At 34.9% G+C, this 24,275-nt stretch carries 22 protein-coding genes and 2 pseudogenes; 13 read left to right on the top strand and 11 right to left on the bottom strand.

Annotation, left to right across the window (positions count from 1 at the left end; all coding sequences use genetic code 11):
- Positions 1–111: 111 nt before the first annotated feature.
- The 6 genes and pseudogenes from A9G25_RS13140 to rlmL form a co-directional block, all read left to right on the top strand.
- Positions 112–911, top strand: a pseudogene (locus tag A9G25_RS13140) (IS256 family transposase); the annotation flags it as partial.
- A gap of 413 nt (positions 912–1,324) precedes the next feature.
- Entirely contained in the window at positions 1,325–3,445 is a 2,121-nt protein-coding gene (rlmKL, locus tag A9G25_RS03140; protein ID WP_065625704.1) for a bifunctional 23S rRNA (guanine(2069)-N(7))-methyltransferase RlmK/23S rRNA (guanine(2445)-N(2))-methyltransferase RlmL, read from the top strand.
- A 372-nt stretch (positions 3,446–3,817) separates the two neighbouring features.
- Positions 3,818–5,695 (top strand): PTS mannitol transporter subunit IICBA, encoded by a 1,878-nt coding sequence (locus A9G25_RS03135; RefSeq protein ID WP_065625703.1) that lies wholly within the window; start codon positions 3,818–3,820, stop codon positions 5,693–5,695.
- 78 nt (positions 5,696–5,773) lie between these two features.
- On the top strand, positions 5,774–6,937 hold the full coding sequence (locus A9G25_RS03130) for a mannitol-1-phosphate 5-dehydrogenase (RefSeq protein ID WP_065625702.1): 1,164 nt from the start codon (positions 5,774–5,776) through the stop codon (positions 6,935–6,937).
- Positions 6,938–6,943: 6 nt separating this feature from the next.
- Complete coding sequence (locus tag A9G25_RS03125) at positions 6,944–7,495, top strand: MltR family transcriptional regulator (protein ID WP_065589499.1); 552 nt, start codon at positions 6,944–6,946, stop codon at positions 7,493–7,495.
- A gap of 149 nt (positions 7,496–7,644) precedes the next feature.
- Positions 7,645–7,884, top strand: a pseudogene (rlmL, locus tag A9G25_RS03120) (bifunctional 23S rRNA (guanine(2069)-N(7))-methyltransferase RlmK/23S rRNA (guanine(2445)-N(2))-methyltransferase RlmL); the annotation flags it as partial.
- A 275-nt stretch (positions 7,885–8,159) separates the two neighbouring features.
- Here rlmL and A9G25_RS03115 read toward each other — a convergent pair.
- Positions 8,160–8,588: a universal stress protein gene (locus A9G25_RS03115; RefSeq protein ID WP_065625700.1), complete on the bottom strand. Its 429-nt coding sequence runs from the start codon at positions 8,586–8,588 to the stop codon at positions 8,160–8,162.
- Positions 8,589–8,721: 133 nt separating this feature from the next.
- On the opposite strand from A9G25_RS03115, the gene A9G25_RS03110 reads away from it, so the two are divergent.
- Positions 8,722–9,126, top strand: a complete 405-nt coding sequence (locus tag A9G25_RS03110) for a GNAT family N-acetyltransferase (RefSeq protein WP_034912206.1) — start codon at positions 8,722–8,724, stop codon at positions 9,124–9,126.
- Between the two features lies 1 nt (position 9,127).
- Positions 9,128–9,709, top strand: coding sequence for a Maf family protein (locus A9G25_RS03105; RefSeq protein ID WP_065625699.1), 582 nt, complete (start codon positions 9,128–9,130; stop codon positions 9,707–9,709).
- A 24-nt stretch (positions 9,710–9,733) separates the two neighbouring features.
- On the opposite strand, the gene A9G25_RS03100 is transcribed toward A9G25_RS03105, so the two are convergent.
- The 10 genes from A9G25_RS03100 to A9G25_RS03055 all read right to left on the bottom strand — a co-directional run bounded on the left by A9G25_RS03100 (position 9,734) and on the right by A9G25_RS03055 (position 19,214).
- Positions 9,734–10,399, bottom strand: coding sequence for an ABC transporter ATP-binding protein (locus tag A9G25_RS03100; protein ID WP_065625698.1), 666 nt, complete (start codon positions 10,397–10,399; stop codon positions 9,734–9,736).
- A complete protein-coding gene (locus tag A9G25_RS03095; RefSeq protein WP_065625697.1) occupies positions 10,399–11,610 on the bottom strand; it encodes an ABC transporter permease in 1,212 nt (403 codons plus the stop codon). The genes A9G25_RS03100 and A9G25_RS03095 overlap by 1 nt, the downstream gene beginning before the upstream one ends.
- A gap of 83 nt (positions 11,611–11,693) precedes the next feature.
- Positions 11,694–12,173: a DUF4418 family protein gene (locus A9G25_RS03090; protein ID WP_065625696.1), complete on the bottom strand. Its 480-nt coding sequence runs from the start codon at positions 12,171–12,173 to the stop codon at positions 11,694–11,696.
- Positions 12,174–12,193: 20 nt separating this feature from the next.
- Entirely contained in the window at positions 12,194–12,853 is a 660-nt protein-coding gene (locus tag A9G25_RS03085) for an ABC transporter ATP-binding protein (RefSeq protein WP_065625695.1), read from the bottom strand.
- A 10-nt stretch (positions 12,854–12,863) separates the two neighbouring features.
- Positions 12,864–14,006 (bottom strand): ABC transporter permease, encoded by a 1,143-nt coding sequence (locus A9G25_RS03080; protein WP_065625694.1) that lies wholly within the window; start codon positions 14,004–14,006, stop codon positions 12,864–12,866.
- 17 nt (positions 14,007–14,023) lie between these two features.
- Positions 14,024–15,310 (bottom strand): ABC transporter permease, encoded by a 1,287-nt coding sequence (locus A9G25_RS03075; protein WP_065625693.1) that lies wholly within the window; start codon positions 15,308–15,310, stop codon positions 14,024–14,026.
- Positions 15,311–15,333: 23 nt separating this feature from the next.
- Positions 15,334–16,584, bottom strand: coding sequence for a Fe-S-containing protein (locus A9G25_RS03070; RefSeq protein WP_065589491.1), 1,251 nt, complete (start codon positions 16,582–16,584; stop codon positions 15,334–15,336).
- 96 nt (positions 16,585–16,680) lie between these two features.
- A complete protein-coding gene (locus tag A9G25_RS03065) occupies positions 16,681–17,244 on the bottom strand; it encodes an iron transporter (protein WP_065625692.1) in 564 nt (187 codons plus the stop codon).
- Between the two features lie 121 nt (positions 17,245–17,365).
- Positions 17,366–18,559, bottom strand: coding sequence for an FTR1 family iron permease (locus tag A9G25_RS03060; RefSeq protein ID WP_065625691.1), 1,194 nt, complete (start codon positions 18,557–18,559; stop codon positions 17,366–17,368).
- A gap of 16 nt (positions 18,560–18,575) precedes the next feature.
- Positions 18,576–19,214 carry a nitroreductase family protein gene (locus A9G25_RS03055; protein WP_065625690.1) on the bottom strand — a complete coding sequence of 213 codons (639 nt, stop codon included), beginning with the start codon at positions 19,212–19,214 and terminating at the stop codon, positions 18,576–18,578.
- 251 nt (positions 19,215–19,465) lie between these two features.
- Between A9G25_RS03055 and A9G25_RS03050 the strand changes: the two genes are divergently transcribed.
- The 5 genes from A9G25_RS03050 (at position 19,466) to A9G25_RS03030 (ending at position 24,265) form a co-directional block, all read left to right on the top strand.
- Positions 19,466–20,908: an LTA synthase family protein gene (locus A9G25_RS03050; RefSeq protein ID WP_065625689.1), complete on the top strand. Its 1,443-nt coding sequence runs from the start codon at positions 19,466–19,468 to the stop codon at positions 20,906–20,908.
- 9 nt (positions 20,909–20,917) lie between these two features.
- Positions 20,918–21,541, top strand: a complete 624-nt coding sequence (locus A9G25_RS03045) for a LysE family translocator (RefSeq protein WP_065625688.1) — start codon at positions 20,918–20,920, stop codon at positions 21,539–21,541.
- A 165-nt stretch (positions 21,542–21,706) separates the two neighbouring features.
- Positions 21,707–22,669 carry an arabinose-5-phosphate isomerase GutQ gene (gene gutQ / locus A9G25_RS03040; protein WP_065625687.1) on the top strand — a complete coding sequence of 321 codons (963 nt, stop codon included), beginning with the start codon at positions 21,707–21,709 and terminating at the stop codon, positions 22,667–22,669.
- A 185-nt stretch (positions 22,670–22,854) separates the two neighbouring features.
- Positions 22,855–23,376, top strand: coding sequence for a shikimate kinase AroK (gene aroK / locus A9G25_RS03035; protein ID WP_065625686.1), 522 nt, complete (start codon positions 22,855–22,857; stop codon positions 23,374–23,376).
- 67 nt (positions 23,377–23,443) lie between these two features.
- A complete protein-coding gene (locus tag A9G25_RS03030) occupies positions 23,444–24,265 on the top strand; it encodes an SPOR domain-containing protein (RefSeq protein WP_065625685.1) in 822 nt (273 codons plus the stop codon).
- The last annotated feature ends 10 nt before the right edge of the window (positions 24,266–24,275 follow it).

Genomic DNA, 24,275 nt, shown 5'->3' with positions numbered 1-24,275 from the left:
ATTTAGATATTAAGTAATAAGGCATTATTCTATCATAAAGTTACCAAAGGCAACTAAAGCAAATACAAAAGATAAACCAATATATAAGAATTACTGGCATTATTTATACTTTCATTAATATCTAAAGTGACAGACTTCTTAAAAAGCGCATAGTTGAAACGCAGAATCATCCGCTTAATAACATCTATTCTATGTTTATTTGTATCATATTGTGGTCAGGGTGAAATAGATTGAAGTACCATCAATAAAACCATATTTTTAGTCTTGCAATAAATCTTGATGGACAAAGAATCATTAAGACTTTGGAGGGTAGAAAATGAAGAGATAAAGTTCTGGCTGTCAGTTCTCACCAAACTTAAAAGCAGAAGAGTAGAATATATTTTAATTACTTGTGTTGATGATTTAAAAGGTTTTCCAGATGCGATTAATTCGGTTTATCCAGAGACCAAAATTCAACTCTGTATTATCCATAGGGTGCGTAACAGCCTGAAATTTGTCAGTTGAAAGGATTATAAAGCGCTAACCAATAACTTAAAACTCATTTATCAGGCATCGACACAAGAATTGGCATTACAGGCACTGACTCATTTTAAAGTGGAGTGGGATGATAAGTCCCCATATATTGGTCAAGCTTGGCGACGGCACTGGGAAAATCTCAGTCCCTTTTTTGTTTATCCGCAAGATATCCGTAAGGCGATTTACAAAACTAACGCGATAAAGTCACTTAATAGCGTCATTCGCCACGCCATTAAAAAACGTAAAGTTTTTCCAACAGATGATTCGGTGAAAAGGTGCTCTATTTAGCGATACAACAAGCATCTGAAAAATGGACAATGCCGATCCAAAATTGGAAAAGCGCGATGAGTCGATTTATGATAGAATTCGGTGACTGGGTTCACCGTCACCTTTAACTGGCAAATACACAAAGTTTAGGATAGGGTCTAATACTTCACTAGAATTTTCTATCTGCATTCCTACTAACTAATCTATTACTATCAAAACAAGTTTTAGAGTAAAATAAGAATGCCTAACATTACTAATATTAAGTTTTTCATACCTAATAGCTTTCTATATCCACTATTTTTATATCAAAGTATGATAGCCAATCATATTTAACTATACAATAAATTGATTAATAATATTTTTTATATTTGAACTACATTCTAATTCTTCTACTAAACTAACATTAATTTTCATTACCGACAAACTTTTCTGATTATTAATAAACTAACCAAATATTCATCTAACTAATATCAGCCTTTATTTCCCACTATTGTAATTAGTCGGTATAATGCCAACAATTTTATTGTTAAGTGAGTTATGCATGAAAACGCTATTTGCCAGTACATCTCGTGGGCTTGAAGAGTTATTAAAAAAAGAGTTAGAACAAATTGGTGCAATTAATTGTAAAATTGCGCAAGGTGGTGTTTATTTTGATGCCGATGACAAAACGCTATATCAATCATTATTATGGTCGCGTTTGGCATCTCGCATTTTACTACCTATTGCCGAGTTCGACATCTATAGCGATTTGGATCTGTACTCTTGTGTGTTTAATATTAAATGGCCAGATATTTTTGCTGTTGATAACTCTTTTGTGATTAATTTTGTTGGTATAAACGAGTTTATCCGTAATAGTCAATATGGTTCGCTAAAGATCAAAGATGCTATTGTCGATCACTTTTTACGTCATACCAACATACGCCCCAATGTGGCTAAGCAAGATCCAGATATTCGGCTTCATGCTTATTTAAATAAAAACCGTGTCACACTATCTTTAGATCTAAGTGGTAATAGTTTACATGAGCGCGGTTATCGAGAGCAAACTGGGAAAGCCCCACTAAAAGAAAGCCTAGCGGCAGCTATTATTATGCGTTCTGGTTGGAAAATAAATGAGCCATTGCTCGATCCGATGTGTGGTTCAGGTACATTACTAATTGAAGCGGCAATGATCGCATCACAAATCCCACCTGGTTTACATCGTAAACAGTGGGGATTTTTTGCTTGGAAAGGCTTTAATCCGACATTGTGGAACGAATTGCTTTTCACTGCAAAGCATAACGTATCCAAAACAAACACACCATTTATCGGTTATGATAATAATGCTACAGTACTTAAACGAGCCAAACAAAATGCCCTCCAAGCAGGAGTGGGGGATTTAATTACTTTTTCGATGCAAGATGTTACACAACTCGCCAATCCATTGCCAACTGGAACGGTAGGCATGGTCATCAGTAATCCACCTTATGGAGAACGCTTAGAAAGTGAACCTGCGCTTATTGCTTTGCATACGGCACTTGGTCGACAAATCAAACAAAATTTTGGTGGATGGCGTTTATCATTATTTAGCGGTGCGCCACAGTTGTTAGATTGCTTACAAATGAGAGCAGAAAGACAATTCAAAGCAAAAAATGGCCCTCTTGACTGTATACAAAAAAATTATGTCATTGCTAAGCGTAATACTGAAGAAACAATCACAAATTCTACTATGCCTGCGGCTGATTTTGCTAACCGATTACGCAAAAATAAACAAAAGTTAGAAAAATGGGCTGCTCAAGAACAACTAGAATGCTATCGGCTTTATGATGCAGATTTGCCTGAATACAATGTCGCTATCGATCGTTATAAAGATAAAATAGTGATGCAAGAATACGCAGCACCGAAAAACATCGATCCACAAAAAACTCGCCAACGACTTTTTGATATTATTAATGCCACCATATCAGTGCTTGAGCTTACCGCCGATCAGTTAGTATTAAAAACAAGAGAAAAGCAAAAAGGCAAACAGCAATACCAAAAACTAGGACAAAAACAGGACTATTTCCTCGTGCACGAATATCCCATTAATCAACGACGAACCGCATTTTGGGTTAATGTGACCGATTATTTAGATACAGGATTGTTTTTAGATCATCGCTTAGCACGAAAAATGATTGGTGAAATGAGTGCAGGAAAAGACTTTCTAAACCTATTTGCCTATACAGGTAGTGCAACGGTTTATGCTGGACTTGGCGGAGCAAAATCAACCACCACGGTCGATATGTCTCGCACCTATTTGGAATGGGCAGATCGTAATTTAAAGCAAAACGGTTTAACGGGTAAAAAACATCGATTAATTCAAGCGGATTGCTTGCTCTATTTATCTCAGTCTGATGAACAATTTGATTTAATTTTTATCGATCCACCCACATTTTCAAACTCGAAACGCATGAACGATACCTTTGATGTTCAGCGTGATCACTTAAAATTGATGGCAGATTTAAAACATCTATTAAAACCTAATGGTACTATCATTTTCTCTAACAATAAGCGTAGTTTTAAAATGGATAGTATCGGTATGCAAAACCTAGGGCTAACCTATCAAGAAATTACCAATGAAACGCTATCGCTGGATTTTAAGCGCAATAAACAAATTCACTGCTGTTTTATTGTAAAACATCAATAAACACAAAACCGCCATAAGGCGGTTAATTTCCTAAAAAGATACATAAAAAATAAATAAATGATATTTATAAAGTATTTTTAATGAATATTAAATAATTTTAGATTGGTTTGTTTTGCTAAATAATACATAGGCAGTAATCACTATTAATAAAAATCAATCCTGTAAAAAAGTTTCAGGAAACTATACGTTTTAGTATATTTTTCTCTTACCTCCTTCCAAAAGAGTGATCTTAATCACAAAAATAGAAAATAGACCCATTTTAACAACGTGATACTCATCACATTTATCAATTTTTTTTAATGAATTGAATAACTAAATCCCTCTACAATAACAGCAGATGATTATATCAATCAATAAGGAAAGATTTATATTATGACAACCTCAAACATCAAATTAAAAGTCCAAAATTTTGGGCGATTCTTAAGTAATATGGTCATGCCAAATATCGGCGCATTTATTGCTTGGGGATTTATTACCGCTATTTTTATTCCAACGGGCTGGTATCCAAATGAAACCATTGCCAAGTTAGTTAGCCCGATGATCACTTACTTATTACCACTGTTGATTGGTTATACTGGCGGTAAATTAGTTCACGGTGAACGAGGCGCCGTTGTTGGTGCAATTACAACAATGGGGGTCATTGTTGGTACAGATATTCCAATGTTCTTAGGCGCTATGATAGTCGGACCGCTTGGTGGCTGGGTAATAAAACAATTTGATAAAACCATAGACGGAAAAGTCAAAAGTGGCTTTGAAATGTTAGTCAATAATTTTTCAGCTGGTATTATCGGCATGCTACTTGCACTGTTTTCTTTTTTCGCAATTGGACCTTCTGTCGTTGTTGCATCAAGTAAATTAACCCTTGCTGTTAATTTCTTAGTTGAGCATAACTTGCTACCTTTAACTTCGATCATTATTGAACCTGCCAAGATTCTTTTCTTAAATAATGCGATTAACCACGGTATATTCTCACCATTAGGTATTCAACAAGCCGCTGAGTATTCTCAATCTATTTTCTTTTTAATTGAAGCAAACCCTGGTCCTGGTTTAGGTTTATTACTCGCTTATCTGTTCTTTGGTAAAGGTTCTGCAAAAAGTTCAGCCAGTGGCGCAGCAATCATTCACTTCTTTGGGGGCATTCATGAAATTTATTTCCCATATGTATTAATGAACCCTCGCCTTATTATTGCAGTGATTTTAGGTGGAATGACAGGCGTATTTACTTTAACACTATTTGGTGCTGGATTAAGCTCACCGGCATCACCGGGTTCAATTATCGCTGTTCTTGCCGTCACTCCAAAATCATCAATGTTTGGTGTAATTATTTCTGTCATTGCGGCAACAATGGTTACTTTTATCTTTTCAGCTATTTTACTAAAAACCACCAAAGAAACAGATAAAAGTCTTGAAGATGCAAAATCGAATATTTCTACAATGAAAAAGGAATCAAAAGGGATTTCAAATGAAATGCTTGATCTTGCTAAAGTAAAAAAAATCATAGTGGCTTGTGATGCAGGAATGGGCTCGAGTGCTATGGGTGCAGGTGTATTGCGCAAAAAAGTTCAAGATGCTGATTTGGATATTTTTGTCACTAATGTAGCAATTAATAATCTGCCTGATGATGTTGACATTGTTATTACACATAAAGACTTAACCGATCGAGCAAAACAACACGCACCAAATGCACATCATATTTCATTAACTAACTTTTTAGATAGTCAATTATATAGCCAACTCGTGGCGGATCTTTTAAGCTCTCAAGCAAATAATGGAGCAAGTGAAACAGCGCCTATAAGCAATCAATCGACTGATAATATTCCTCTATTTAAATTATCACAACAAAATATCTTTTTAGGGTTGACCGCTAAAAATAAAGAAGAAGCCATTCGTTTTGCAGGGCAAAAATTGGTCGATAATGGTTATGTCACACCTACTTACATTGAAGCAATGCTAGAGCGTGAAAAATTAACATCAACTTATTTAGGAGAATCAATAGCCGTTCCACATGGCACTATTGAATCAAAAGACGATGTTATTAAAACGGGTATCGTATTTTGCCAATACCCTGCTGGGGTTCAATTTGGTGATGAAGAAGATGATAAAGCAAAAATTGTGATTGGTATTGCTGCTCACAATAATGAACATCTTGATGTCATAGCAAAACTGACTAATGCATTAGATGATGAAACTATTATTGCAAAATTAGCAACGACAAATAATATTGAAGAAGTTTTAGCAATACTAAGTTAACCTATTTCTATTTCCCGCTTTACACGGGAAATAGAGTGAAATATTTCAAATTAAATTATAAAGTTAAGGATTATTATTATGCAAGCACTACACTTTGGCGCAGGTAACATTGGACGAGGTTTTATCGGCAAATTACTATCCGATGCTGGTGTACAAGTTACATTTGCTGATGTCAATCAGGAAATTATTGATGCCATCGCCACTCGTCATGAATATCCGGTAAATGTTGTTGGCGAGCAATCCACCACTGAGATAGTTAAAAATATTGATGGAATTAATAGCACCTCTAATGAAGTAATCGATTATATTGCCACCGTTGATTTACTCACCACTGCCGTTGGTCCACAAATTTTAGCGCGTATTGCTCCAACGATTGCCCAAGGAATTATTGCAAGACATAATCGAGGTAACAGTAAGCCACTTAATATTATTGCTTGTGAAAACATGGTACGAGGTACCAGCCAATTTAAACAAGAAATCTTTAAAGCACTACCAGAAGAACTTCAGCAATGGACAAACACCCATATTGGTTTTGTCGATTCTGCGGTGGATCGTATTGTACCACCTGCAACATCAAAAACAGGCGATATACTAGAAGTGACTGTTGAGACTTTCTCGGAATGGATTGTTGATGAAACACAATTTGTAGGTATTATTCCAACCATTAAAGGTATGCAACCCGTTGATAATTTAATGGCTTTTGTGGAACGTAAGTTATTTACACTTAATACTGGTCACGCAATAACTGCTTATTTAGGATTTTATAATGGTATTGGCACAATACGTGATGCAATTCTAGATGAACGTATTCGTTTAATTGTACGCGGAGCCATGGAAGAGAGCGGGTTAGTACTTATCAAACGTTACAATTTTGATGAGCAAAAACACATGGCATATATTGAAAAAATATTATCCCGCTTTGAAAATCCTTATTTACAGGATGATACTGCACGTGTTGGGCGTCAGCCAATTCGTAAATTAGGTGCAGACGATCGTTTAATAAAACCATTACTTGGCACCTTTGAATATCAAGTTAAAAACACTAACTTACTAATTGGAGTTGCTGCTGCGCTTAACTATCGTAATAATGATGATGAGCAAGCAGTTAAACTAGAAAAACTCATTACTGAAAAAGGCGTTAAACAAGCTTTTTGTGAAATCTCTAGTATTGACGTTAATAATTCTATTGTTATGAAGGTTGAAGAAATTTATACTGCAATGCAAGATCATCAATTTGTCTAATTCTCAATGCCAGAATCGATATTACAAGAAGATATAATATTAGAAAAACTCAACCAGCAAGCTGATATTCACAGCTTGCTAAAAGTTGCCATTAAATTAATTAATGATAATGTCAACAAATTGATTCTTAAAGTCTTCCGAAAAGAGCCTCACGCCATTAAATTTGTTATTCCCTCATTGGTGGGTAAAAATGGACCTCTCAATGATACCTCAGTGTGCCTAAAACTGCTTTATGTGTTGGGTATTATTTCTCGTGAGGATTACGAAGATATAGAGCTACTGATTGCTGTTTTGGACGAACTAGAGCTAGACGACAAACAATACACTTATTTAGATGATGAAATTTTAGGTCCTATTAGCTTATTACATGATATGGTATTACCACCAAGCTGGGAATCGCAACATGAAAAAGTAAAACAATCAGGTATTGTCGATACTTTAAAATCTTCCATTTACCAAAATCGCTATCAACAAATGATACGCTCGGCACTCATCATCGCTATCACAGAGTTAACGGTTCGAATCATTAATAAACAAAAGATTGACTATTTTCCATAATAATATTGATTGTATATTTTGTTGATACGTTAAATTTACTCTGGTCGTCACTTATATCTATTTAAAGAAATGATTCGCAATTTAAAAAAATAATTTAACGAGTAAAAACATCAATTAATTCAGGCGGATTGTTTGGCTCTATTTATCTTAAGCTGATGAACAATACCTTTGATGTTCAGCGTGATCACTTAAAATTTATGACCGATTTAAAACGCTTGTTACGCACTAATGGAATAATTATCTTTTCGAATAATAAGCGTGGTTTTAAAATGGATAGTATCGGTATGCAAAACCTAGGACTAACCTATCAAGAAATTACCAATAAAACGCTATCGCTTGATTTTAAGCGCAATAAACAAATTCACTGCTGTTTTATTGTAAAACATTAATAGACGGAGCTGGAAAACAGCTAGGTAGAGTATTAATTTTATTAATGTTTTTTCAACAACACCAAAAACAAAAAATTAAATAAAATCAATACTCTACCTGAACGATTTTATAGAAATACGAAAAATAAAACAAAATAGCTAATCCATCCGAATATCAATATAGAAATGATCACTGAAGTTTATAACACCCGAAACCTGTAATTCTAAATATTTAAAAAGAATTCATTTGGATATTCACCTAATTTTATTTAATTTTTCAACAAAACTTAATCATCCTACCTAACAACTAACACCGAAGTTTTAGCACCACGAACCACCCCAGAAGCATTAGATCCTAAAAGATGAGTTGAGATATTAGGACGACGTGAGCCTAGAATAATTAAATCGGGTTGAATTTCTTCCGCTAAACGGAGAATCTCATCCCTTGGATTACCAAATGCAATAGAAAAGGATACATTTTCATGCGGTAAATCAATCGAGTCGATAAGTTTATGCAAGTCTTTTTCCGTTTGTACTGTAGCTTTATCCTTAAATTCGTCAAAACCAAATGAGTAAACATTCACAATGGCTGAAGCGACTGGTAATGTATGAAAAAAGATGACTTCAGCATTAGACAATCTGGCTAAGCACTCTACATGTGGAATCACTTTCTTGGTTAATTGGTCTTCAAGCACATCGATAGGAACTAGAATTTTTTTGTACATAACTCCCCCCTTGCTTTGTTAAAGATTCAATTATATATTCAGTGAAGCTAAAATAGGTTTTACCTAGCTAGTATGATACTAATTTTAAATGTAATCCTTAATTATTTTTATTCGTTTTATGATGGAGATCAACATGAATTGCATTATTTATCGTTCTGATGTCAAACCGACACTAGAACAAGCCACCACCCTTTATCGTCATTGTTCATTAGGCAAACGTCGTCCACTTACCGATACCGTACGCTTTCAAGCTATGTTAGATAATGCGAATTTGGTGGTAACTGCTTGGCATGATGATAAATTGATTGGCATTGCGCGTTGTTTAACGGATTTTGTTTATATCACCTATTTGGCAGATCTCGCGGTGGATGAAAATTATCAACGACAAGGCATCGGAAAGCAATTAATTAAAGAAGTGAAAAACAATACTGACAAATCATGTTCAATTACTCTGCTAGCAGCGCCACAAGCAGTTGATTATTATGGTCATATCGGGTTTAATGAACACCCTTTTGCTTGGATTTTAAGAGATAATTAAAATGAGAATCATATTAGCATCAACATCTGTATCCCGTAAAAAAGTGCTCGAAAAATTAGCTATCCCTTTTGAGTGTGTACCGCCAATTTGTGACGAAACACCCCTAGCAGGTGAATCAGCTAAGCAATTGGTGGTTCGGTTAGCTAAACTTAAAGCCCAATCATTAGCGACGCAGTTTGCTGATAGTATAATTATTGGCTCTGATCAAGTTGGTGTGTTAGACGGTAATATTGTTTGCAAACCACATACAATTGATAATGCCCGTAAACAGCTTCGACAAAGCAGCGGTAAAGCTTTCTATTTTTATACAGGTATGACAGTAATTAATACCAAAACACAACAACAAACCACTATTTGCGAACCATTTAAGGTGACTTTTCGGCATTTAACTGATTCAGAAATTGATGCCTACATTAGCAAAGAGAAGCCTCTACAATGTGCTGGTAGTTTTAAATGTGATGAACTGGGCATCACCCTGTTTGATAAACTTGAAGGTGATGATATTAATTCATTAGTTGGATTGCCATTATTAAAACTCAATAAAATTATGATCGAAATGGGTTGTAATCCACTTTTAATATAACAATTCAGTTAATAAATAAACCCATTAATCAATAAATCGCCCTGCTGACATTTTCATGACTTTTTGGCTATAACGAGCAACATCATGATCATGAGTGACAATTAATAACGCAGTGCCTTGCTGATGAATATCAGTCAGTAATTGCATGATTTCAGCAGCGCTTTCTTCATCAAGATCACTTGTTGGTTCATCAGCAATAATCATTTGTGGTTTACAAATCAGTGCTCTCAATATCGCAATACGGCGCATTTCACCGCCCGACATATTAGCTGGGTATGCATCTTGCAAATGGCTTATTTTGGCTTTTTCAAGCAACCTCTTAGCTTCATTTAAGAGATTTTGGTTTTCTCGCTTGGTTAAATAAAAAGGCAGTCGAATATTATCAATTGCTGTTAAATTAGGTAGTAAACTGCTACCTTGAGGAATATAACCAATATGCTGATTGCGAAAGGCAGATACTTGCTGATCATTAAGATCAAACAAATTTGTATTATTAATAGTGATTTTTCCTTGCGTTGGTGTAAGTAAACCAGCAATCATATTTAGCAAAGTGGTTTTACCACTGCCTGATTTACCCATAATGCATATAAAGTCATCTTTTGCCATTGAAAAACTAACATTATTCACAGCTGAAAAGGTTTGTTGCCCTCTTGTGTAATCTTTACGTAGGTTTTTAACATTCAGTAACATTATTCGCCCTCTCTAAGGGTACTATAAGTATCAAATTTAGTCATAGATAAGGCACTATAGATACTTGATAAAGGTCCTATAATTAGCGTAAGAATAAAAACAACAATTGCATATAATAATGCATCAAATAGTGAGATATTTACACACGGCAAACCAATAGATTGGCAGATTAATAAGCTAAATGCATAAAGTAATACCGAGGCGATAACAATGCCACTAACTCCGCCTAATCCACTAATTATTAAAGATTCACGAAGCAACATTTTAACTAAATCACGCCGTGACGCGCCTAATACCCGTAATAAGCTAATTTCATGCTTGCGTTCATTTAATGTTGAAGAAAATATAACAAAGATCACAATAATGGCTAAAACCCAAAAAATAGCTGATAGGCTATATACAATGGTTGAAAAGCTAGTTAACCATTTAGATATATTACTTAGCATACCTTTGGTCATAATAAAGTCAATATTATAGTCAATAGCGTATCTGGGCATAATTTGATTAACAATATCTTTAGGTTGATAATCTAAATTGACCTTAATAAAAATCGATGAGGCATAATCAGTAAAATGGTCAACATCCCCTTCAATTAATTTTGCATTTTTCATTAATGATTGTGCTGCCGGCATAGTCATAAAGACAGAGGTATCAAATCCCATCCCTGTGCTATCCATTTTAGCAATAATTTTAAAAGGATGATTAAAAAATAAGATTTCATCGCCCACATCAGAACTAATTTTGGAACCAACAACCACTTGATTATCAGTAAGTGGCTCTGAAATTTGTGATTGTAACCAAGGCTTAATTATAAAATCAGTATGCTGTTCAAAACCAATTAATTGGACTTTAGACGAACAACAACCTGCATTTAAAGATGCAATAAAAAGTTGAGGTGAAATGGCCTCAATACCTTTGATACCTTTTATTTTATCAATCAAGTCTACTTTTAAATAAAAAGTACTCGGTTCACCACGCAGCAGGGCTACTTCCATATTTTTTTCGTAACCATTAGGCACAATAAGAATATCAGCACCTAACCTGTTAGCCATGCCTGAAATACCAAGACTTAGGTTTTTCATCAGTATACTTCCACCAAACAACGTCGCCGAAAAAATCGTAATGATGATAATCAAACAGCAACTTCTAAACGGTCGCCGCTGAATATTTCGCCATGCTAAATTTTCCATGGTGATCGGTTTTTCGTGCATATTGACTTTCCTGCTTATTGGATTTAAATGCTATCTTTATCTGGTAAAGATAAGTGTGGTCTTTGTTTGCTAACAAAACGCTATCAACTTTTCGTTCTTTTATTTAAGTAATAGATGTTAATAACAGCGACAATAAATAATAAACTTGATAATAAAACTAAGGCTGGTTTAGACCCCATATTGCATCGCATCATTTCATTACCGCAAACACCAATTAGAATTGTTGGTATAGCCGCCGCTAATAAAGAAATACACGCAAGAGCCATACTTAATCCCATTCGCACAAAAGCAGTACGATTAATTAGTAGCAATGCACCAATGGCTATCACTAAACAACCAATGCCAATTTCAGCTCTTGCTGTCCAAAAACATTTCATGATTTTTCCTGTACCACTATGTATATGCCCGTTATGTGCTACCTCGCTACTAGCGTGATTCAATGTATCAACAGGCATGCTTACAACGTCTGGAAGAGGACAAACTGGCAATATATATAATGGAAATAAGATAATTAATACTCCAATAATAATAAAAATACTTGATGAAATAAGACGGTTTTTCATATATAACAACCTTCAGTTGATTAATTATCAATTACACGTGCAACTTTGCCGTGCTCTAGTACTACAGTGGTTTGTGCATGTTTTGACACTTCTAGTGAGTGAGTAACTACAATAATGGTACTGCCTTCTTTGTGCAGCTCATGTAATAAATTCATGACCATCGCTTCGTTGCTTTCATCTAAATTACCAGTTGGCTCATCGGCCAAAATCAGTTTTGGATAGTTAATCAATGCTCTAGCAATACAAACACGTTGCTGTTCGCCACCTGATAACTGCCTAGGTAAGTGTTTAGATCGAGCAGCAAGCCCAACACGTTCGAGTGCTTGCATAGCCTCTTTTTCGTCAACCATACTATGATAATATTGAGCAAGCATGACGTTTTCTAGTGCGGTTAAATACGATACTAAATGAAATTGTTGAAAAATCAGACCTATCTTATCTCGACGTATTTCGGTTAATTCTGACAAAGAAAGCTGAGTAATATCTTGCCCGTCTAAAATCACTGAACCAAGTGAAGGTTTATCCATACAACCAATGATATTCATCAAAGTTGTTTTACCACTACCAGAAGGTCCCATAATCGATAACCATTTACCTTCTTCAACTGTTAAATTCACTTCAGAAAGTGCATGAAGAGAACCATAAATTTTAGACACATTTTTTACTTCGAGCATATTCATACTTTATATCCTATTCACCGCGTAATACTAACGCAGGCTCTACTTCAAGAGCACGTTTTACTGGAATTAAACACGCAATTACCGTTACTATCACTGAGATAATGATAGTGGTTGGGATCAGATAAAACTCAATAATAATTGAACGTCCAAACACATTGGTACTAATAATTTGAGCAAAGATAAGCCCGCATATAGCCCCAATAATGCCACCAATAACACCTAAAACTAATCCTTCAGCTAAAAACTCTTTTGCAATACTTTTATTGTTGGCTCCTATCGCTTTTTTAAGACCAATTTCTTTACGACGCTCCATTACCACTGTCATCATAGTGGTAGCTACACAAATCATGGTAAGAACGAGTACAACAAAAGTAACTAAATAGAGTAACGAGGACAGTTTGCCTAATACAGATGCTTCTGACTTTGTCACCCATTTAATTAAATGAGGTTCAACTGTTGTCATTTGTTTTTTTATTTTTTCAATGTACTGTTTTAATTCTGTTTCTGTGGCGGCAATGCTTACTTCAACAACTTCGGCTTGCTCGCTTTCTTCAAGTAATTTTTCTAAATCGTGCAGATCAACAAAAATAAAGTTATCTTCGGAACGTCCAGTTTTAACAATACCTGTAACGGTGAGTTCTTCATCAAAACGAGAATCTTGTTTAGATTTGCCGGAAATCGGCATAGTGCTACCAATGTTTAATTTAGCAAAGTTAGCAATATCAGTACCAATCATTATTTCATGTGAATTTTGTGGTATTGAACCTTCAATAGACCAATAAGGACTGGTTTTTACAACTTGTTTAAAGTCGGTCCCCACAATAGTATAAGGTTGCTGATTACTACGAATTGAATTATAACGAAATGGGGTAACACCAAGTAATTTATCTTCTGGTAAAAAGGTAACCGCTTTATTAACCTCTGTCATTGCTACCGTTGATTGATTATTGGCAGGTAGTAGTAGAAGATTGGCACCATAAGAACGGAATTCTTGTCCCATTTGCCGTGGTATATCATAACAAAGTGTGATCATACCAAGAAGAACCGTTGCTCCAATAGCAACGCCAAGCAAGGCGATGGCAATGCGAGAACGGCGTCGGATAAGTGAACTTAACACGGTTTTAATTATAAAGCGCCTATTTTTATTGATCATGAGACTTACCTTTCACCTTATCGACCATGTAACACATCAGTTGGACGCAAAAACATCATAATACGCAATGCTGGTAAACTACCTAAAAAGGTAATTAAGATCACCATAATTAGGGCTAAAGGAATAATTATCATCTTAGGCTCAACAAAAGAACCAAACACTGTATGACCAATAATTTGCGCAAAACCAAAACCAATAAAGTAACCAAAAAATCCACCAAGTAAGGCAATAATAAAGATTTCAGTTAATATTAGCATTGCAACAGCTGTATTAGTTGCACCAAGCGCTTTTAATAGGCCAATTTCGGTACTGCGCTCTATAATGTTAGCAGTAACCAAATTCGAAATAGCAAGCGCCGAACAAATCAATGATAAGATAGTTAGTAATAACATTAGTAATTGTGTTTTTTGTAAAATGGAGCCTTCTGACTCAGCAACTTGCATAATAGCTTTCACACGCACATCAGGCATTAACTCTTCTAGCTGGTATGCAATTGAGCTAATATAAGCAGTACAATACCATGTATCCCATTCTGTTCTAGATAAACTGTTTGGATCTTGCGCTGCTTTACGAGCTAATTCGTTTTCTGGAGTGGTTAATGCACTAACCTCAACACGTTCAACCAGTCCTGATTTATCTGCAATATTTTGAGCAACAGGCAATGATACATAGATCTGCGTATCTTCAGCACCACCACTATGAAAAATATTATTAATCGTTAATGTAAACTTTTTGTTTGTTTTCGTTGAAATTATATCTATCGTATCGCCTAGTTTTAGATTCCACTGTTTGGCTACAGATTCACCCACCATAGCTCCTTGCAAATTATCATCGGTCATGGTGTTTCCTTCAATTGTCCACCATGATTTCATGGCTAACATGCCCGTATCAACCTGATCACCTGTTGGAATATTAAGATGTTTATTAAACCAAGTACCTACCACCGTAATTGGCTTATCATGAAATGTCGCTTGAGTTGTTAGAAAAGGTGCAAAATCAACAATATTATAAGCCCAAAAAATCATCTTAATTCTAACAAGTTCTTCTTCTTTAATATATTGCACAGCTTGCCCACTATCATTGTTATCAAGCTGGTACATTTCATTAATGACAGCACTACCACGAGGAACGATATTGAGATTAGCACCATAGGCTTTTAGCTCTTGATTCACCTTATCACCTACGTCAAACATTACATTTAGCATAGCAGTAGCAAGCGAAACACCCAATGCAACCGTTAAGGCAATAAGAAAAAGTTTCTTTTTTTGGCGAATTAAAACACTTAATAACATTCTACAAAACATACAATATTCCTTTTAATACGCTTTTATTTGAAACGACTTTTCTCTGCTTCAAGGTTAGCTGGACGAATCACCATATTGCCGTCAATAATTTCGTATTTAAGTGGAACTGGGTTACATCCTCCTGAAAATCCAATCGTTGCAATGTTCATTACTACATCGCACAAAATACAAACGACTTGATCACCGCGTTGGTAGTAACCACTTGCACCACAAATATCGCAAGCATCAAAACCTACACCATAAGCATTATCGCTTTTTTTAATAACAATAAAGCGAACTAAAGTTCCATCTGTTGCCTGATAACCATAACGATGTAAATTACCGTCGTTCACTTTATCGAGAGGGATAACAATTAAGCCATCAGCATTAGTCAATATAGGCTCTGCCGGTGTAAGTTCTACGCCTTTTTCAAAAATGTAACGTGCGCGCGTCACAGTATATGCGGTTATTGCTGTACCAGCCATAATCATTAGGGCAGATCTTCTATCGCTACGTAATTGTGCTTTAAGTTTACGAATTTGAGCAGGGTTATTACCCACTAACGAAGTTGTTTTTGATTTGATATACAAAACATTGGCTAAACAAAGCACAATTGCCATGAAAATAAAGATAAAGAAATTAACATGACCAAGAATAAAAATAATCAACTCCATCATCCATGGTTGGGATGAGATAAAACGCCTAACAATCAAAATTTGTAGAATATTAATACTATTTTGAATAGTGAAAATAATAATTGACAGTGAAGTAATAGCAAAAATAAATTTTGTCGATAATCGTCCACATATACGGAAAGTAAATAGCCCAGTTAACAAGATTATAAGTAAAGCAAATCCATAACCAACCCATTTAAACAAGTAATCATTATTAAAAATAGAGTCCATTCCGACAGAAAATTCGAATGGATAGAGCATTAAATTAGGTAAAGACTGTGCACTTATCAAACCAATACTTAGCACAAATAACATTGTAAAAAAGAATTTACCAGTTCGATTATGGGTGGATTTTTGCAAGCAAATAGCAACAATCAACGGTATAGCAATAATAACCCAAGGTATGATCACTCCAAGATCATAATATTCACGAACAGCAAACCCTGTGTTGCGTTTTAAAATGGCATAAATCAATGCAGCAATAAAGCCCAATACAAAACCAAACAAAATAATTTTTTTAATATGATGAGGCGTGGATCTTATAATTGCAGCGCTCAGTAATGCCATCATCATTGCTGGAACGAAAGTATTATCGGTAATATTGATAAGGTATTGAAGCATATTCATTGCCTAACTATTGCAAATATTATTGGTGAGCATAATGCTCACCAATAACTGATTATTAATTATTTAATATAATTAGTTATTTTAAAATCATTACCATGCGCGTGGAATGTAATCAAAGTCCCAAGAAACTTCGATAGGTTTGCTCCAAAATCGTCCTTCCACACCTGTTTCTTTATCAACATGTAGTAAATAACCTTGTTTTTCTGGGTTTTCAATCATAAATGTTACTTTATATTTACCAGCACCATCTAGTTTTATATTATTACCATAGTGAGGACCATCAGATGCATTCATTGGCATAAAGTTACCTTCAATCACTTTATCACTGCCTTGCTTTTGAATTTTATATTTTACAGTTAAGTAAGGAACAAAATCACCTACACCATAACCTAACTTATTACCTTCTGCAGCTGAAATATCAGCTTCAATGTGCATGTCTGATTTTGAGGCTGGTAAACCACCCATACCAGCGGGTTCCATATCAACAGGTTGGAAATAAACAGCACCAATGTGTAATGGCCCCACGGTTACTTCATCACCAATTGGAAACTCTTCAAATCCTTTTTGTTCGCCAGGTGCTGGTGCTGCTGCATGAACGAATGAAGATAAGGCAAGTATTGAAGCAATACCTGCTGATAAAACTAATTTTTTCATTGAAAACTCCTTCTCTTAGTTTTTGAAAATTTATTACACTTGTTTTTTTGGGTATTAACACAACTCAGTTTTTCAATCCGCATTTATGCAATTTTAAGCAAATAAGCAATATTAATAATTATTACTTTTTACAACTATGTTTAGCTTTGTAATATATGACAGAAACTACTACAATAAATACCATAATTATTTGTGGAACTAATGTCTCCACTGTTGGATAAATACCTAAAACTTCGACAGAATGTATAAAATCAACAGAGGTAACTGGGATCATATCTGCCTCTTGTAATTCTTTTACTCCACCACCGGCAAAAGCTATTGCCATGATATACATCAAAATACTAGTACCAATAAAGAATGGGCGAATTGGTAATTTCATGGTACCAAAACGAATAACGACAAAAATAATCGCAAGAATTATCGTTCCAATAGCTAGCCCATACCAAACCATATCCATGTGTTCTTTAGCTTCAACTAACATTGCTTGGTAAAACAAGATCGTTTCAGCACCTTCACGAAAAACAGCTAAAAAGGCAGCAAAACCTAAGGCAAAGCGACTACCAGATGACACTGCAGTTTGTACTTTTTCTTCAACATAGCTTTTCCAAGCCTCAGCTTCTGCCTTTGAAAACATCCAATTACTAATAAAAAATAGTACGACTGTTGCCAAGAGCATAGCAATTCCTTCAATAATTTCTTGATTTGCGCCGCTAATATCAAACACAGTATAGAGAGCAATTGCAGCTAAAATACTGGCAAAAATAGCTACAAGTGAGCTCATATAAACTACTTTTACCATGGCAAGATGTCCAGAACGAACCAAATAAGCTGAAATTGCCGCAATCACTAAAATCGCTTCCAGCCCTTCCCTAAAAATGATAATAAACGAAGCTAACAGAATGCTCCAACCGCTCTCTTGCTTACCATCTAGTTCGTTAGCATCTTCATGTAACATTTTTAAAATAGTATCAATTTCATTTCTAACAACTTTATTCGACGCACCATCGGTCATTAAACGTTTAATTTTGGCAAATTGATATTCGGTATCGGTTCCTCGTTTACCCGAAATATAAGACATAACCGCACGCTCAACCCCATGCTTTTCATAAAAGCCAAAATAGGCATTATTAACTCTAGCTTTAGCACGTTCAACATCTTTCATAAAATAGATATCATAAGCATCATTTAAGATGGTATCCATTTCGTCAACAATAGCATTCCAACTTTCGTATTTTTTTTCGGCAGCATAAGATGATGGAACCAATGCCATTAAACTTCCAATAAGGAGCAAAGCAAGTGTTAAAAATCGTTTCATATTCTGACTTTACCTTTTATTTTCCTATTAAAAGCATACCTAGTGGTTTACTGCCTTCAGGTAATTGTAGCTCTTGGCTAATAACTTCTGGTTTAATGGAGTGAATATAACGAGCGCTTAATTTTAATGCCGACGCAACTAAATAAGCGTTTTGACTCATTGCACCAACGGCCGTGTAACTAAAGTTAGCGATTTGTTCTGGATTTATATCGGTTAATGCACTAGCATCCGACACAAAAATCAATGAATAGGCTGCTCGCTTTGTAAAACTTTGCAAACCAATATCAGCACGAATATCTTTATTATTAATTTCTTTTAAATAATGACCTTCCCACTCATATAAAAAAGTACCCTTTTCACTGGCGAGGTAGATTCTCACATAAGGAGATTTACCCTTAACCATCGGCACCGTCCACCCTGTTTTACCACGATTTAAACCACTTGCAGCCCAAAGTACTGTCGAAAGTTCGTCGTCAGAAATTTTACCAGTAGGAAAACCACCTCCAGGAGTTGAAGATCGTTTTTTTAGACTTTCGAATAAACTCATTCCATCTTTAGTTTGAGGGATAGGTAACGCAATATCGGCATAACAAAAAGAGTATGAAAACAGATATACAAATAAAATAACAACTATTTTCCGTATAAACCACGGCATAGCAACCTCTGAGATTATCGCAATAAATTCCTTGATATCTTATTGCGAATAGAATTAATTATCAACCACAAATAATAACAATTATCATTTAAGGTACTATAACACTATAATTACTATTCATACAATACATACTCAATTTCGAATTTCAAAACCACAAATCAAACAATATCAACCGATATTTTTATTTTTTTATTCATTAAGTATATACTTAGGCAAAATTGATTTTTGAATATATTGAGTAACAATATCTTATGCCATTATCGACATTAATTGTTTTGCCTCTTTTTATTATTACAATTGTTTCTGCCTCGCTCTTTAGACAGAAAAAATGGCAAACGCTAATCATAACTTTACTAACGATCTTTATTGTAATGGAGCTAACTTCTATCTATTTTAGTGGTGGCTTTATTGATTATCAGTTTTATGTAAATTTAAACATTAATGACATAATCGAAGGGCTATTTATTTTTAAATTACAAGCAGTCTTAGTTATCGTTGTCTTTTTTGCCCTTATTTTTTTGCTATCAAAACTCGCTGATTTATGCAAGCGTAAATGTCATTTAGTTTTTCGTCTGTTACTAGCCTTCGTGGCAATAGTATCCATCAGTTACCATAATGGTCCATTCAGTCGATTATACGAAATCTATCAAGTTACAAGCGCACCTCGTGAGCCATTTGAGCAGGCGTTACAATCACTTAACATGACTCACTATACCAATAAAGATCAGCTTGTTAGCTATCAAGGTAAAAATATTATTGTTTTATCTTTAGAATCATTTGAACAAGGCTTTTTCGATTTTGAGGATATTACCCCTAATTTACAACAACTTCGCCAAGATTATACCTTTTTTGCTAATATGCCCATGAGTCCAGGAAGTTCTTGGACTACCGCATCAATGTACACTTATATGACCGGTATGCCCTTTCTAATTGGTGGCTACACAACATCACCACTAATGCGCGCAGAAAAGACCAATCTAGTTAGCCTAGGCGATATACTTAATCAAGCAGGCTATCAAACCCGTTATGTAATGGCTAGCCCTGATTTTGCTGGTATTGGTCACACAGCAGAACTGTTTGGTATGCAAGTCATTTCTGAAAAAAACTATGTTGGTCAATATCCACCAGCACCTTTTGGGTTGTATGACAAGGACATTTTTGATGTAGCACAAAAACAAATTACTGAAATGCGCAAAACAAAAAAACCTTTTGCTTTGTTTATTTCTACTGTTTCAACTCATGCCCCAAATGGTTTTGATGATGAAAGAATGAAATCGGTTATTTCACCAAAATCAGATAATATGTCTTTCGTTGCTGCTTCACTAGATCATAATTTGGGAATTTTTATCCAACATCTAAAAGACGAAGGTGTATTAGAAGATACTGTATTTTATATTTTTCCAGATCATTTAATGATGGGAGCAGGCACACCAACAATCAACCGTCTTTCAGAAAAAGAACGCAAACTTTATTTATTAACAAATGCACATACGCAAGATCTACAAAAAAACACTGAGCAGACTATTTATCAGATTGACTTACCTCGTTTAATTTTAAATGGAGCCCAAGTCAAAACTAACGCTAAATTTTTGACTGACTATTTAACTGAACCTAATTTCGATAAAAAACAGTTTATTGAACAAAATAAATCTAATATTGCAACGCTCAATAATTCAGCACAAGTATTTAAATAGGCACGAAAAATGACGTTTGATACATTAATTTTTGTCTCTACAATCAGCTTTTTAGGTATGATTTCACCTGGGCCTGATTTCTTTTTGGTGTTAAAAAATAGCTTAAGCTATAACCGCAAGATGGCATTGCTCACTTGTCTAGGCGTCATCATCGCCATCTTAGTTCATATGAGCTATTGTATTGCGGGCATTGCAGTACTTATCACCACCACTCCACTACTTTATAACGCCTTACGCTATGCCGGTGCCACTTACTTAATATGGCTTGGTATAAAGGCACTACTCGCTCAAAAACCAAATACCACCTATATTGGTAAGCCACAACTCATGCAGCCAATTTCAAAAAAATCAGCCTTTATGCAAGGTTTTTTATGTAATTTACTTAATCCTAAAGCAACGTTATTTTTTTTAGCTATCTTTACTCAAGTGCTTAACGCTGAATCATCAACACTTGATAAGCTCATCGTTGCATTTATTATTTGGATTGAAGGTGTTTTTTGGTGGCCTTTTGTCGTATTTATTTTTCAAAGGCAAAGCGTACAACGACGTTACTTTAAAATTCAATTTATAATTGATAAATTACTAGGAGTCATTTTAATTACACTAGGAATTAAAGTCGCCCTAGGTTTTTAGATTATTAAAAAGTAACTAGTAAATATTAAGGCTAAAATGCATACTTTTTTGAATATTTAAACATTAATTGTTAAACTAAAACCTGTTCATCTTTTATAATCGTCTTGTCCTTAATTTCCGATTATAAATGCACTGATAACACATTTTATTCAATAGGCTAATTAAATGGATAAATTATTACAATATGGTCGAGAGCTTCTTGAATTAGAGATACACGAAGCACAAAAATTACCGAATCGACTTGGCAAAGATTTTGTTAACGCATGTCAACTTATTTTAACCACCAAAGGTAAAGTCGTTGTTTCGGGTATTGGAAAATCTGGACATATAGGGAAAAAGATTGCCGCTTCGTTAGCTAGTACAGGAAGTCCTGCTTTTTTTATGCATCCATCGGAAGCCCTGCATGGCGATTTAGGAATGATAACTCAAAACGACGTAGCCATATTAATTTCATACTCAGGTCGAGCTAAGGAATTTAATTTAATTTTACCTATTATTACCGAAATGCAGGTACCTGTTATTGCTATCACTGGAGGGTTGGATTCACCACTTGCTAGATCAGCCCAAGCAATTCTTGATATTTCAATTGAAAAAGAAGCTTGTCCTATGGGACTTGCGCCAACATCTAGTTCAACTAATACATTATTAATGGGGGATGCGCTAGCGATTGCAGTAATGCGCGCACGAGGCTTTAAAGAAGAAGATTTTGCACGATCCCATCCTGCGGGTAGCTTAGGTGCAAAATTACTCAATCATGTCAAAGATGTGATGCGAATAGGTGATCGTGTTCCTAAAATACCACAAACTGCAACCGTATTTGATGCCATGCTAGAATTAAGCCGTACAGGCGTAGGGCTAGTTGCAATCTGCCAAGATAATAATAAAATAGTTGGTGTATTTACCGATGGTGATTTACGTCGCTTATTATTAAAAAATGGTACATTACAAGATAACATTATGGACGTTATGACCAGCTTAGGACATCGAATTCCTGAAAGTTGGAAGGCTGTCGAAGCACTAAAATTATTCACTGATCATAATATTACTGCCGCTCCGGTTGTTAATAACAACGGTGAATTAGTAGGTGTTTTAAACATCCATGATTTGCATCAAGCAGGTATTAGCTAAAAGTATTGGTAAATACCTATTGCCAAAAGGTACTATCTATTGAGATAATTACCGACCTAAATTTTTGTCGTTAGACGGAGATCCAAGAAAAGTTACACAATGATAAAGCGCATGATCATATAAATCAAAGCAAGTTGACATTGTGTTGTATATTTTAACCAAAATTAATAGATGATGAAACAACAATGGCAGAAAAGCGAAATATCTTTCTAATTGGCCCAATGGGGGCAGGAAAAAGCACTATAGGCCGACAAATTGCACAACAGTTAGGCATGGATTTTTTTGACTCAGATCAAGAGATTGAAAAACGTACTGGAGCCGATATTGCATGGATTTTTGACCTAGAAGGAGAAGAGGGATTCCGTGCCAGAGAAGAAAAAGTCATTAACGAATTGACTGAAAAACAAGGCGTAGTTCTTGCTACTGGTGGAGGTTCTGTCTTATCTAAAGAGACTCGCAATAGATTATCCGCTCGTGGAATTGTTATCTATCTTGAAACAACCATTGAAAAACAGATGGCAAGAACGCAAAAAGATAAACGCCGACCATTATTACAAGGTAGCAACACAACACGTGAGCTTTACGAAGAGCTAGCTGGAGAGCGCGAACCACTTTACGAAGAAATTGCTGATATTACAATTAAAACCGATGAACAAAGCGCCAAAGGTGTTGCTAATTATATTATTGATAAAATAGAGAAAATTTAAGTTGTTTATTTTAGAAATAATAGCTAATCATTAAGTAATAAATTTTTTGATAGATTAAGGAGTAAGTATGCGTGTAGATAAAGATGACCGTTATATATCAGAACAACCCAATAAGGATTCTACGCATTCATTCAGATTACTTAGTTTTCTTCAAGATCTTCCAAAGAAAAAATTAATTATTTTGGGTTCAGCAATTATTATTCTTTTAGTGCTTAGTTTGATTATTTTTCATTCTTCTCGTAAAAAAGAAGTCACCCCATTAACACCGCCAGTAGTTAATGGGGTGACTTCAGCAGAAGAAAACAATAATACAATCACTGATGAACAAAATAGTGTTGGAATTAGTGGAAATCAACCTAAAAGTACTGAACTGGTGACAGATACATCAGACAGTACATTAAATAAATTTAATACACAACAACAGCAACTTGAATCCTTTTCAGATTCAAGTGATGACTTAAACCTATCAATAGATGACTCAAATGTGGATTCTAAAGCAAATCATCATTCTACGACAACATCTAACGGTAGGGCTAAAACGAATAAAAACAATACGAAAAAAAATACCCCTAACTCTGTTAATCGTAAAAATGAAAACAATGATTTAGGGAAAAATATTAAGATAAAAAATGATCATTATGTCATTCAGCTTAGTGCATCTAAATCGCTTGAAGGTCTAAAAAAATTTGTAAAACAAAACAATATAACAGATTACCATATTTATGAAACCAAACATAAATCTGGTTCATTGTTTATTTTAACAAAAGGCAACTATTCATCAGTTGATGAGGCACATAAAGCAATCAAGTCTTTGCCAAATGCACTACAGAAAGACAAGCCATGGGTTAAATCTGGTGCAATGATTAATAAAGAAAAAGTAGCAAAATAACCAAGGATAT

The sequence above is a fragment of the Gilliamella sp. Bif1-4 genome (genome assembly GCF_001690535.1).
Taxonomy (GTDB): Bacteria; Pseudomonadota; Gammaproteobacteria; order Enterobacterales; family Orbaceae; genus Gilliamella; species Gilliamella bombi.
Note: the sequence above shows the minus strand (reverse complement) of the source record. Positions and strands in the feature narration are given on the sequence as shown.